This is a genomic window from Ruegeria arenilitoris, assembly GCF_013030265.1.
Classification (GTDB): Bacteria; Pseudomonadota; Alphaproteobacteria; order Rhodobacterales; family Rhodobacteraceae; genus Ruegeria; species Ruegeria arenilitoris_E.
In genome coordinates this window covers 96,993-109,099 of record NZ_WPZQ01000005.1, presented here as the reverse complement: position 1 = coordinate 109,099, position 12,107 = coordinate 96,993, and the positions used below count along the sequence as shown (strand labels likewise).

Sequence of the window (12,107 nt, the reverse complement as noted above, 5' to 3'; positions counted from 1 at the left end):
TCCGTCCGGTGCCAAGGATCGGGGGTTGGCCTGCGTCTTACTGTTCGAGATGCGAATGATGACTTCGGATGAAGACCTGGCCAAGGCTGCTGCTGGTGGTGACGCGGATGCGTTCGCCACCCTGCTTGCGCGTCACTATGATCGCATGTTTCGGTTGGCCTTTCGGTTAACGGGACGGGCAGAAGCAGCCGAGGATCTGACACAGGACATCTGTGCGGCCTTACCTGCCAAGATCGCAGGGTTCCGAGCGCAGGCCAAATTCACAACATGGCTCTACCGTGTCGTCGTCAACGCTGCTGAAGATGCGCGTCGGCGACAGGCCAGCCGGGATCGGGCCGCAACGGGGTGGGGCGATGTTGAACAGATGCGAAGGGCAGAAGCGGCAGAGGCGACCGAGGCGATGAACTGGCTGCAGCAGGCAATGAACTCCCTTCCGGACGAGTTGCGTGAAACGCTGGCGCTGACATTGGAGGATGACATGACACACGCACAGGCAGCAAATGTCCTGGACGTGTCAGAAGGTACGGTGTCCTGGCGTTTATCCGAGGTTCGCAAACGCCTGCGTGCCATGAAACAAGAGGAGCTTGCCAATGAGTGATGAGCTCGATGATCTGAAAACCCTGATGGATGCGGCAATGCCCGCGCCTGATGCCAAACGTCGGTCCGAAAATCTGGATATGGCGCAGAAAAGTTTTGCCCAAATCCAAGGATCGCGCGTCGGGACGCGTCCCACTGTCGAGCGAGGCTTTTTGGCTCGCGTGACAGAAGGAGCGAAATCCATGTTGAATGCCCTCTCACATCGTGGCGCATTGGCTGCGACGACTGCAGTTGCCGCGGTTGCCCTTGTCATGATTGTCCCGCAAACGCGGGATATCATGGTGAATCCAACATCCCGGTCTGAAAACAGAGCGGCTGCACCGCAGGTGTCGGCTTTGTCTTCCGAGACTGACCTTGCTGATGAACTGCCAGAAGTCGCGTTGGAAGAACCCGTTGTTGAAGCCCCGCTTGCAGTTGAAGAGGCGATAGCGCCATCTTCCAAACGGGTGCAGGGATTTGCGGCGCAAGGTGGGACCACTGCCGGTTTGCTAGGGGGCGTTGTTGAACCGAGCATCGCGCCAGAGCAAAATACCGAAGCTTTCTCCAACGGCGAAACCAATCCATTGAAAGTTACTGCCGAAGATCCGGTTTCCACGTTTTCTATCGATGTTGATACGGCATCTTACTCGATCGTCCGATCCTCGCTGATGAGTGGCCATCTGCCTCCGAAAGACGCGGTTCGGGTCGAAGAAATGGTGAACTATTTTCCTTATTCCTATCCGGCGCCCGAAGGGGATGTGCCATTCAGGCCGACGATCACCGTGACGCCGACGCCTTGGAATGAAGGAACACAGCTTGTTCACATCGGCATTCAGGGCGCGATGCCCGAGATTGATGATCGCCCGCCGCTGAATCTGGTCTTCCTGATCGACACCTCAGGCTCGATGCAGGACGCAAACAAGCTGCCTTTGCTCAAGCAATCGTTCCGCCTGTTGTTGTCCGAGTTGCTGCCCGCGGATCAGGTCTCGATCGTGACCTACGCCGGCAGCGCGGGTCAGGTGCTGGAGCCGACATCGGCATCTGAACGCACTAAGATCCTGTCAGCCCTGGAACAGCTTGAGGCCGGTGGCTCGACCGCTGGTCAGGCAGGCTTGCAGCAAGCCTATCAGGTGGCTGAAGGTATGGCATCGGATGGGGAAGTGACGCGGGTCATTCTGGCGACGGATGGTGATTTCAACGTCGGACTTTCGGATCCCGATGCGCTTGAAGACTTCATCGCGAAAAAGCGTGACAGCGGTACATTCCTCAGCGTTCTGGGCTTTGGTCGCGGTAATCTGGATGACGCCACGATGCAGGCGCTGGCGCAGCATGGTAACGGTCAAGCCGCCTATATCGACACATTGGGAGAGGCGCGGAAGGTTCTGGTTGATCAGCTAACCGGTGCTTTGTTTCCGATTGCCAATGACGTGAAAATTCAGGTCGAGTTCAATCCAGCCCAGATCGCGGAATATCGTCTGATCGGATATGAAACCCGTGCTTTGCGACGTGAGGATTTCTCGAATGACAAGGTTGATGCGGGTGATATCGGCGCCGGCCATTCTGTCACCGCAATTTACGAAGTGACGCCAGTTGGTTCGGATGCAATCCGCAATGGTCCCCTGCGTTATGCGACCGAAACGGCACCCGAGGGATCAGAGGAGCTTGGGTATCTCAAGCTGCGTTACAAATCACCCGGGGCAACGGATAGTCAGCTGATTGAACAGCCAATCCTATTGGGGCAGGGGGTATCGAACGATGATGTCCGCTTTTCCTATGCGATTGCCGGGTTTGGGCAATTGCTGCGGGGGGGAGAGTATCTTGGCGAATGGTCCTATGACGATGCGATTGCCCTAGCCAACGAGTCCAAAGGTACTGATCCCTTTGGCTACCGGGCTGAGGCCGTCACCCTGATGCGCTTGGCAGAGACGCTCTCGCAATAATGCTCATTGGCTGCCGCTCAGGCGGCAGCCGCGCTACATCTGTACTAGTTGATGGATGGTCTTGGATTGTTGGCCGCGTGCGTGTTGATCTTGCGTACACTCCACTCGACTGCATCCCGCATTGTCCGACCCAGTGCCAGATCAAATGCTCTGACCAGATCGGGTGTCTTTTCGCTGGCGGATACAACTTTTTCTTCGAACGAGCTGGAGGCTATGATCTGGTCTTCAAATTCGTCGATGATTTTGATGTTCAGGCGAACTTCGATCTGGATCGTTCTTGAGTTCCCGTCTTGAGCAATGACGATCCCCTGGAACTCACGCAAATCTGGAACAACGAGATAGTCTGCGCGTAGCCCAACGGTGGATTTGCCGACTGCAGCTACTTTGTTGCTGTTCTCATAGCTTTCTACCAACAGGGACTGAACGATAAGTGGCGCGCGATCCACCCAGCGTGCACGCGGCAGATATTGCACCTGCAGCGGTGTCGGCTGGATCGCGATCTGATCGGTGTTGACCGCAGCCGTCGCTGTCGGTTCCTCCACCACTATCTGTTTTCGAATACGCGGAAGCGAAGATGAAAACGTGCTTTTGGGTGTCAGTAGATACAGGTCGTTGGGTTTCGACGCCTGCTTCAGGGTCCCCAAGCCTGCGCACCCACTAAGCGAAGCTATCGCCAGTGTCAGTAGAAAGGGCCTAATCATTGGCGAAACTCCGATGCTTGAGTGCCCAGCAGGAAGCGTGCGGGATCACGTTCTATCTTGTCCACCAGACGATCGAGGCCGATCACCAACCGCTGCGATTCCTCGACGAAGCGGACGAATTGTGGCAACCCGACCCGCAGGAAATCGGAAACCTGCCGACGGTTTTCCTGAACGATTCCATCGATGGTTCCCAACAGTTCCGATGCGGATTTCGATGCGCTCAGGATGTCAGTGGATATTTTGTCGATCTTGTCGGTGACATTCGAAACTGTGGTCGCAACCTGATCCGCCGCCCGACGAATATCTGCAACGACAGCGGACACATCCTCATCCATGACACGGTTGGCTGAGTCAAAGGCCCGCTCGGCGGATGTAAGGGTGGCCTTGGCGGTTTCCATGGCCGATGTGATCGACCCGAGCGTCTTGTTTGCGTTCAGGAATGTCTCTGTAACCGTAGCAAGGGTAACGCTGCCTTCTTCGGACAACACCGTCAGATGTTCAGCAAGGTTTGATGCCCGCTCTATGAATGGACGTACATCCTGCTGGATGACACGATCCGCTGTGGCCAGCGTTTCTTTGGCGCCATCCAATGCCCCTTTAGCGGACTCTGCGGCTGTCTTGATGCTTTTGAGCGTATCGGTCCCGGTTGTCAGCGTGGTTTCTGCCGTATCGGCCAACTGATCAAGTCGCTTGGTGAATGCTCCGATCTCTTTAGCGGCACCACCAAGATCTCCGGACAGTGTTTCGAAATCCGAAAGCGTTTTGTCCAGCCGTCCCGATGCCGACGCCAGATTATCCAGAATGTCCGACACGGCCTTGCGGTTCTTGTCGTCCACGATGGAATTCAGATCCTGCAGAAGGGTGATTGCCTCGTCCAATACTTTGGGTGCGCCTTCGAACAGGGATTGAATGGCGCTGCGTTTGCTTTTGATGACGCTGTCTTCGGGAAGACGTTTGGCGTTTGGTGCACCGCCAGATAGCTCGACATAGCTCACGCCAGTCACACCAAGAGATTGCAATTGCGCGATTGTGTCTTCGGTAACCGGGATGTCTGCGTCTACCTCGATCCGCACCCTGACCTTGGACGCATCGTCATCGTCGAGACGCAGCGATATGACCTGACCGACCGGCAAGCCATTGTAGCTGACGCCACCCGCGGCCGACAGGCCCGAGACATTGTCGAACAACACATCATAATAAGCGTATTGGCGGTTCACTTCGAATTTGGCCAACCACAGGAAAAAGCCAAATGCGCAGAGAATACCCGCAAGGGTGAACGCGCCGATAAGGATGTAGTTCGCTCGGGTTTCCATCGCCTCTACCTGTCCCTACCCCTTCTTTTGCGCCGCACGAGCGCGGGGGCCGGTGAAATATTCTTGTACCCAAGGATGATCTACCTTGGTCATTTCTTCAATCGGACCTTCAACCAGGACGCGTTTTTCTGCAAGTACTGCGACTCTGTCGCAAATGGCATACAGGCTGTCCAGGTCATGCGTGACCATGAAAACGGTCAGTCCAAGCGCGTGTTGAAGCTCTCCGATCAGCTCATCATAGGCAGCTGCACCGATCGGATCCAATCCAGCGGTAGGTTCGTCCAGAAACACGATTTCCGGGTCCAGAGCCAAGGCGCGGGCCAATGCTGCGCGCTTTCGCATACCCCCCGACAGTTCCGAGGGAAACTTACCGCAGCTCAACTGAGGCAGGCCGACAAGACTGATCTTGAGGCCGCCCAAAGACTGCATCAGGCTTTCGCTGAGCTTGGTGTGCTCGCGCAGCGGTGCCATCACGTTCTGCAAAACAGTCAGGGATGAGAACAGTGCGCCATCCTGAAAGGCGACGCCCCAGTGTTTTTCGATGCGCCGCCGGTCTTCCTCGGGGCCGTTCAGCACATCGACGCCAAGAACTTCGATGCTGCCGGAGGCGGGTTTGTTCAATCCCACGATCGTGCGCAGCAGAACCGACTTGCCCGTGCCCGAGCCACCAACGATGCCCAGAACCTCGCCCCGCCAAACGTCGAGGTTCAGGTTGTCATGCACGACCTGCGGACCAAATCGGTTGGTCAGATTCCGAACGCGGATCACGGCCTCGCGCTGTGCGTCGGCGTGTACAGGTTTCTGTTGGGTCGAGCCGTCCATGTCAGACCCCAACTTCTGAGAAGAAGATTGAAAACAGGGCGTCGATGGCGATCACCATAAAGATGGACTGGACAACGGATGCCGTTGTCCTTTGGCCAACGCTTTCGGCCGATCCTTTGACCTGCATGGCCTGCCAGCAGGCAATGACGCCAATGACCAGTGCAAAGAACGGGGCCTTGATCATACCGACGGCCAATTGCCAGACGCCCGTGTTTTCTTTGAGCCGCGTGATAAACATACCGGGGCTCACACCCAGATCGATCCAACTCATCAACGCGCCGCCGATCAGACCGGCCATATCAGCCACAAACCCGAGTATTGGAAGCATGATGAGCAGCGCCAGAACGCGCGGGATAACCAGAACCTCGATCGGGTCCAGCCCGAGCGTTCGCATTGCATCTATTTCTTTCTGCACCTTCATCGAGCCGATCGACGCGGTGAAGGCTGAACCGGATCTGCCCGCGACAATGATTGCGGTCAACAGAATGCCAAGCTCACGAAGCACCGAGATTGAGATCAGCTCGACCACGAAAATCTCGGCACCGAACTGTTTTAATTGTGTAGCGCCCTGAAACGCCAGAACCACCCCGATCAGAAAACCCATCAGACTGACGATGGGCAGTGCTTTAAATCCGACTTCCTCCATTTGGGAAACCAGCGCGGCGCGGCGCAGGCGCCAGGGCATGATAGCAGTGCGAAACAGCCGGTGTAGTGTAAGCCCCAGAAATCCAAGGATCGAGAGGGTGTCGCGCCAGGCCCCGACGGTTTTCTCCCCTATATGTTCGACCCAATTAACAAAGCCTCGTGGGGGTTCAGCAGTGCCGACCTCTTTGGGAATGTTTTGCGATACGGTGTCGATCAGCGCAGAATAGGCCGGATCCAGACCATGAAACGCCAGCTTGGCACCTGCCTCAGTATATCGGCGTGACATGTTGGCGATCAGCCAGGCTCCGCCGGTATCCAGCGCCTCGACTTCTGACATATCTACTGTCACGTCACCGCCGCTTGGCTGAATGTTCTCAAAGTCGGATTCCACAGCACTCAGGGATTGCGTCAGCATTTCGCCTGAAATCCTTATGCGTGTGCTGTCTCCATCACGCTCTGATGCAATCGTGGGCAATGTCATGGGCGTATCAGAGGTGAAACGATGGCCCGCTGCAATGGCTTTATGCATTTGTGCCGGGATTTCAGTTGGATGAATTGCTCAGGTGTTACAGTCCGACTTGAGCCAGTTGCAAATGTGATGCGCAAACCGGTCCGTTAGGTGTCGGACAGAGGGCATGAACTGACCTCAAAGCATTTGCGTCGACTATTTTTAATGCTATCTTATTGTCAGTTTTCTTGTTGAGTTAGTTTGGTTGTGTTCAATGGCAGATCATCACGCAAATGTTGATGTCGAAATCGGGTCAGAGCGAGGCTTTGGCTACGTCTTTACAGCAGTTTTTCTGATCATAGCTTTTTGGCCGGTTTGGGGAGGTGGCGATGTTCGCTGGATTCCTCTGGCCATCGCGGCAGTAATTCTCGCGATTACCTTCTTTGCGCCACATGTACTTCGGGTGCCGAACAGGCTGTGGTTCAAGTTCGGCATGTTGCTTGGGGCGATTGTCGCCCCAATCGTAATGTTTTTGGTTTTCATTACGACTTTTGTCCCATTCGGCATTGCGGTGCGGATTTTGGGAAAAGATCTTTTGTCTGTAAAAACAGATAGTTCCAAGAAGAGTTACTGGGTTGAGCGCGACGATCAGCCCGGCAGTATGAAACAACAGTTTTAAGATAGGGGGTACCAGACATGACCTTTGTTTCGGAAATCTGGTCGTTTATGAAAGTCAGGAAAAAATTCTGGCTGTTACCAATTCTCATTGTTTTGGGCGTCTTTGGTGGCTTGATCGTTATCAGCCAGGGTTCGGCCGTAGCACCATTCATTTACACACTGTTCTGATACCATGACGTATATTTTAGGAATATCTGCGCTGTATCATGACAGCGCAGCAGCCCTCCTGCGTGACGGCGAAATTGTCGCCGCCGCTCAGGAAGAGCGGTTTTCTCGTCGGAAACATGACCCTGGATTTCCGGAACTTGCGATTGAGTATGTTCTGCAAGAATCAGGCATTTCACTCGCTGAAGTTGATAATGTTGTCTTCTACGATAAACCGTTTCTGAAATTCGAACGATTGATCGAAACTTATATCGCGGTAGCGCCAAAAGGGTTCAATTCTTTCCGGATGGCCATGCCTGTATGGTTGCGAGAGAAGCTGTTTCTCAAGGATCTGCTGGCCAAGCAGTTGCGAAAGATGGATCCGGATTTCACGGTCGATAAACTGCTGTTCGCTGAACACCATGTCAGCCACGCGGCAAGTGCCTTTTATCCGTCGCCATTCGAAGAGGCGATCGTGCTGACTGTTGATGGTGTGGGCGAATGGGCCACGACCACGGTAGGTGTTGGTCGTGGCAATGAATTGACCATGTTGAAAGAGCTGCATTTTCCGCATTCGCTGGGGCTGCTTTATTCGGCGTTCACCTATTATACGGGATTCAAGGTCAATTCAGGCGAATACAAGGTCATGGGCCTCGCCCCTTATGGTGACCCGAAATACAAAGATCTGATCCTTGAGCATCTGGTCGACCTGAAAGAGGATGGGTCGTTCCGCCTGAACCAGAAGTACTTCAACTATACCAGCGGTCTGACCATGACCAGCAAGGCGTTGGAGGATCTGTTCGGCCATCCCGTGCGAAAGCCTGAAACCGATCAGCTGACGCAATTCCACATGGATATCGCGGCCTCGGTACAGGCGGTGACCGAAGAGATCATGCTGCGCATCACACGCGATCTGGCGCGTGAACACGGCATTCGCAATCTGTGTATGGCGGGCGGTGTCGCTCTGAACTGTGTTGCCAACGGTAAGATCCTGCGCGACGGCGCGTTTGATAACCTTTGGGTTCAGCCAGCAGCCGGCGATGCAGGGGGTGCATTGGGTGCCGCTTATGCAGCCTGGCATCAGGAGCTGAAAAAGCCCCGCAAGGTTGAGCAAGGCGATCAGATGCGCGGCGCCTATCTGGGGCCGAAGTATGAAGATGGCGACATCGCGCGCGAGTTGACCGAAGTCGGGGCGAAGTTCACGACTTATGAGAACGGCGAGATGATCGGTGAAACAGCTCAGGCGCTGGCAGATGGCAAGGCAGTCGGCTGGTTCCAGGGTCGGATGGAGTTTGGTCCGCGCGCCCTTGGAGCTCGGTCAATTCTGGGTGACCCGCGATCTGAATCCATGCAGAAAACGCTGAACCTCAAGGTCAAGTACCGCGAGAGCTTTCGCCCGTTTGCCCCGTCGGTTTTGCGCGAGGATGTCGCTGAATGGTTCGAGCTGGACGGCGACAGCCCTTACATGCTGATCGTCGCTGATGTTCAGGATCGTATTCGCCGCCAGATGACGGATGAGGAGAACGCGCTGTTCGGGATCGAAAAGCTGAATGTCAAACGGTCCGAGATTCCAGCAGTGACCCATGTGGACTATTCAGCCCGCATTCAGACAGTGCACGAACAGACCAACCCGCAGTATCACGCGCTGATTTCACGGTTCAAAGAGCTGACGGGTTGTTCTCTGGTTGTGAACACCTCGTTCAATGTGCGGGGCGAACCGATCGTATGCACGCCAACCGATGCGTTCCGTTGTTTCATGGGCACGGATATCGAGGTTCTTGCAATCGGGAACTGCCTGTTGCGCAAAGAAGATCAGGATCCGTCCCTGAAAGAGAACTACGAGACCAAATACGAGCTCGACTAAGGTCAAATTCCCACCGTTTAGCCACATGAATGGTGGGAATACCCTCTCTTGCGGTCATATGCCGACAAATATCGGTCATTGATCCAAAATATCTTGCGCGCCTTTTGTATCCGCGACACAGTCCGCCTCAGAATCGCGGGCCTTGAATCGAGGATGTCATCATGCGGCAAGCCGGAAATGTCCTGTTCATCATCATCGACCAGCTTCGGGCAGATTGTCTGACGGGGGCGCTGGCGGATCATGTCGATCTGCCAAACATGCGGGCCTTCATGGGTGAGGCGGTTACTTTCAACCGGCATTTTTCGGTCACCAACCCTTGCGGCCCCTCACGCGCATCCCTGTTGACGGGGCAATACGCGATGAACCACCGGTCTGTTCGCAACGGTACGCCGCTGCGCCACGACATACCCAACATCGCCACTGAAATGCGCAAAGCGGGATATCTACCGATGTTGTTCGGCTATACCGACACATCCGCAGATCCGCGTGCCTTTGATGCGAATGACCCGGTATTGAAAACCTATGAGAATCCGATGAACGGGTTCCACGAAGTGGTCGAGATGCGAATGGAAGAATCCTATCCATGGCAGTCGCATCTGATGCAGAAAGGGTATGAGTTTGAGAACTACTGGGACGTTTACAAGCCGGTTTCACCGAACGGAGGTGAGCCTAAGCTGAACGACCCGGCCCTCTACCGCGCCGAGGATAGTGATACCGCCTTTTTGACGGATGCATTTTTGAACGGGATTGCGGCCTATCACAAACAGAACTGGTTCGCCCATCTGACCTATATTCGCCCACACCCGCCGTTGGTCGCGCCGGCGCCTTACAATGACATGTATGATCCTGCCTCCATTCCGATGCCGGCGGGTCTGGCCTCGCCCGAGGATGAGGTCAGGGTCCATCCGTTCTTTGGGCCAACACTGGATACCTATACTGCGCGAGAATTTGTGCACGGCTTTGATGAGGTTGAGCCAACGGACGAAAACATACAGACGCTGCGGGCAATTTATCTGGGGCTGGCGACTGAGGTGGATCATCACATCGGCCGTGTTGTCCAATATCTCAAAGATAGCGGGCAATATGACGATACGCTGCTGGTGGTTACCGCAGACCATGGCGAGATGCTGGGTGATCGCCACTCATGGGGTAAGATGTCGGTTTATGACGCGGCCTATCATACGCCGCTGATAATTCGGATGCCGGGGAACCAAAGCCAGGCGGGCGCGGTGATCGATGCTCCGACAGAATCCATCGACATCACGCCGACAATTCTGGATTGGGTTGGGCAGGATATTCCGAATTCGATGGATGGCCGGTCTCTGTTGCCGCTGGTCCGGGGCGAGACGCCGGAAGACTGGCGCAATTATTCCTTCAGCGAACTGGATTTTTCCGAGCCTGAAGCCGCAACCAGATGGCAGAAGATTCTAGGCACGGGAAACAGTGACTCGTGCCTTGGGATCCTGCGCGACGACCGGTTCACCCTGGTGGAATTTGCAGCTGACCTGCCGCCGATGCTGTTTGACCATCAGGGTCAGGGAGAGCTGGAAAACGTTGCCGATAAGCCTGAGTTTACAGCGGATCTTGCGCGGCTTGGTCGCCAGATGTTGCGCCACAGGATGCGCAATATGGATCACACTCTTTCGCTATACTCGCTGACCTCTGAAGGCGCGAAATCACAGCGCAGGTATGGCTAGCTGATATTGTCAGAAGGTTTTGCCTGAAAGATGTGCCTCTAACAGCAATATCCATCCGATTGTCACGCCCGTCGACACGATGCCGATGGGCAGGACATCCTTCATGAACTGGGTGAATGTAACTTCGGTGGCACCCATTCGATCTGCCATCTGAAGCACGATGACATTGCTGGCTGCGCTGATGATGAACACGTTGCCCGCCAATGTTGATACACCGGCCAACATCATCAGGTTGGGCACTTCAAAGGACGGCAACAACTTCAGATACATGTCCACCAAGGGTACATTCGAAAAGATCTGACTGCCGAAAAAGCTGATGCCGGCCGTCACCAACGGCTCGTTCATATGTTCGCGCTCTTCACCCAGAATGGATTGCAGTGACCCGGAATCGAGCAGCGCGCCGGTTACAATGAACATTGAAACAAAGAATACAAGCGTCGGCCAGTCCAGACGTACAAAAGTCCTCACGCGTGCGCCATCAAACAAATATACGGGCAGGCAGGCGATCGCGGCGGCAACGCCCAGCGGATAACCGAAATCCGATCCTGTCGCTGCCAGAATGCTCTCGACAGTGACCAGAACAACCAAAACAGCAATGGCCAGAAGGACAGGCCATTGCGTGCCTTCGGTGGTGTCTGTCATGTCGGTAGACCCGCCCTCTGGTGTTGTCACCACCATTCGCTTGGAAAGCCACAGCGCGCTGCCGCCAAGACAGATAAGGGTTGGAACGATCAGCCAGTGAACAAAGGTCACCATGGGTGCTGGTACTACGCCACTGGCGGCGATCAGCAGATTTTGCGGATTGCCAATCGGCGTTGTCATGCTGCCGATGGTTACCGCTACACAAAGGGCGATCAGAAAGGTGCGCTGATCTGCACCGGTCTGATGTGCCAGCATCAGTGCGATCGGAGTTCCGATAATTGCGGCGGCATCGTTCGTTAGTATGGCTGCAACAAGTGCAAACAACATCATGAACGCGACCAAAGAAATACCGGGGGTGCGCCAGCCCACCATCCAGCCCGCGATGCGGTGCGAGATGCCGTTTTCATACAACGCGCGACCTATGGAAAAGACCGAAAAGAGGTACAGCATGACGTTCCAGTCAATCGCGTCCAGCGCTGTTTTGGGTGTTATGGTTCCCGTTGCTATCAGAACAAACGCGCCTGCCGTCATCACGTGCCAGATTTTCAGAAATGAGGGCAGCCATTCGCGTATCGCGATAAGCGTGAAGACGGCAATCGAAACCGCAAGGCTGAATGACACGAGGTTCTCTCCGGCT

11 protein-coding genes are annotated in these 12,107 nt (G+C 55.0%); 6 read left to right on the top strand and 5 right to left on the bottom strand.

The genetic code is table 11. From position 1 onward, the window contains the following. Positions 1–55: 55 nt before the first annotated feature. Together GOX61_RS10205 and GOX61_RS10200 are read left to right on the top strand one after the other, a co-directional pair. Positions 56–598, top strand: coding sequence for an RNA polymerase sigma factor (locus tag GOX61_RS10205; protein WP_170333820.1), 543 nt, complete (start codon positions 56–58; stop codon positions 596–598). Then, on the top strand, positions 591–2,516 hold the full coding sequence (locus tag GOX61_RS10200; protein WP_170333416.1) for a vWA domain-containing protein: 1,926 nt from the start codon (positions 591–593) through the stop codon (positions 2,514–2,516). The genes GOX61_RS10205 and GOX61_RS10200 overlap by 8 nt, the downstream gene beginning before the upstream one ends. A gap of 44 nt (positions 2,517–2,560) precedes the next feature. Here the strand turns inward: GOX61_RS10200 and GOX61_RS10195 are convergent, their stop codons facing one another. From GOX61_RS10195 to GOX61_RS10180, 4 genes are read right to left on the bottom strand one after another with little or no spacing between them, the layout of a single operon-like run. Next, complete coding sequence (locus tag GOX61_RS10195) at positions 2,561–3,217, bottom strand: ABC-type transport auxiliary lipoprotein family protein (RefSeq protein ID WP_170333414.1); 657 nt, start codon at positions 3,215–3,217, stop codon at positions 2,561–2,563. Continuing rightward, positions 3,214–4,530, bottom strand: coding sequence for an MlaD family protein (locus tag GOX61_RS10190; protein WP_155148374.1), 1,317 nt, complete (start codon positions 4,528–4,530; stop codon positions 3,214–3,216). Before GOX61_RS10190 ends, GOX61_RS10195 begins: the two co-directional genes overlap by 4 nt. Positions 4,531–4,545: 15 nt before the next feature. Beyond that, positions 4,546–5,352: an ABC transporter ATP-binding protein gene (locus tag GOX61_RS10185; protein ID WP_170333412.1), complete on the bottom strand. Its 807-nt coding sequence runs from the start codon at positions 5,350–5,352 to the stop codon at positions 4,546–4,548. 1 nt (position 5,353) lies between these two features. Then, positions 5,354–6,478 carry an ABC transporter permease gene (locus tag GOX61_RS10180; RefSeq protein WP_170333410.1) on the bottom strand — a complete coding sequence of 375 codons (1,125 nt, stop codon included), beginning with the start codon at positions 6,476–6,478 and terminating at the stop codon, positions 5,354–5,356. A gap of 241 nt (positions 6,479–6,719) precedes the next feature. Here GOX61_RS10180 and GOX61_RS10175 point away from each other — a divergent pair, with 241 nt between their 5' ends. The 4 genes from GOX61_RS10175 (at position 6,720) to GOX61_RS10165 (ending at position 10,828) form a co-directional block, all read left to right on the top strand. After that, positions 6,720–7,124 carry an SxtJ family membrane protein gene (locus GOX61_RS10175; protein WP_155148368.1) on the top strand — a complete coding sequence of 135 codons (405 nt, stop codon included), beginning with the start codon at positions 6,720–6,722 and terminating at the stop codon, positions 7,122–7,124. Positions 7,125–7,141: 17 nt separating this feature from the next. Beyond that, entirely contained in the window at positions 7,142–7,291 is a 150-nt protein-coding gene (locus GOX61_RS22420) for a DUF5989 family protein (protein WP_155148366.1), read from the top strand. Positions 7,292–7,295: 4 nt separating this feature from the next. Continuing rightward, positions 7,296–9,131, top strand: a complete 1,836-nt coding sequence (locus GOX61_RS10170) for a carbamoyltransferase family protein (RefSeq protein ID WP_155148364.1) — start codon at positions 7,296–7,298, stop codon at positions 9,129–9,131. A 161-nt stretch (positions 9,132–9,292) separates the two neighbouring features. After that, the gene (locus GOX61_RS10165; protein ID WP_170333408.1) at positions 9,293–10,828 is read left to right on the top strand and encodes an alkaline phosphatase family protein; all 1,536 of its coding nucleotides are present in this window, start codon (positions 9,293–9,295) and stop codon (positions 10,826–10,828) included. Between the two features lie 9 nt (positions 10,829–10,837). Here GOX61_RS10165 and GOX61_RS10160 read toward each other — a convergent pair whose 3' ends face one another. Then, complete coding sequence (locus GOX61_RS10160; protein ID WP_170333406.1) at positions 10,838–12,091, bottom strand: SLC13 family permease; 1,254 nt, start codon at positions 12,089–12,091, stop codon at positions 10,838–10,840. Between the last annotated feature and the right edge of the window lie 16 nt (positions 12,092–12,107).

What these genes read in the sequence shown, in the direction of transcription:
- GOX61_RS10195 (WP_170333414.1), bottom strand. Translation starts at nt 3,217, where the DNA reads ATGATTAGGCCCTTTCTACTGACACTGGCGATAGCTTCGCTTAGTGGG.
- GOX61_RS10165 (WP_170333408.1), top strand. Translation starts at nt 9,293, where the DNA reads ATGCGGCAAGCCGGAAATGTCCTGTTCATCATCATCGACCAGCTTCGG.
- GOX61_RS10205 (WP_170333820.1), top strand. Translation starts at nt 56, where the DNA reads ATGATGACTTCGGATGAAGACCTGGCCAAGGCTGCTGCTGGTGGTGAC.
- GOX61_RS10200 (WP_170333416.1), top strand. Translation starts at nt 591, where the DNA reads ATGAGTGATGAGCTCGATGATCTGAAAACCCTGATGGATGCGGCAATG.
- GOX61_RS10175 (WP_155148368.1), top strand. Translation starts at nt 6,720, where the DNA reads ATGGCAGATCATCACGCAAATGTTGATGTCGAAATCGGGTCAGAGCGA.
- GOX61_RS10180 (WP_170333410.1), bottom strand. Translation starts at nt 6,478, where the DNA reads ATGACATTGCCCACGATTGCATCAGAGCGTGATGGAGACAGCACACGC.
- GOX61_RS10190 (WP_155148374.1), bottom strand. Translation starts at nt 4,530, where the DNA reads ATGGAAACCCGAGCGAACTACATCCTTATCGGCGCGTTCACCCTTGCG.
- GOX61_RS10185 (WP_170333412.1), bottom strand. Translation starts at nt 5,352, where the DNA reads ATGGACGGCTCGACCCAACAGAAACCTGTACACGCCGACGCACAGCGC.
- GOX61_RS10170 (WP_155148364.1), top strand. Translation starts at nt 7,296, where the DNA reads ATGACGTATATTTTAGGAATATCTGCGCTGTATCATGACAGCGCAGCA.
- GOX61_RS22420 (WP_155148366.1), top strand. Translation starts at nt 7,142, where the DNA reads ATGACCTTTGTTTCGGAAATCTGGTCGTTTATGAAAGTCAGGAAAAAA.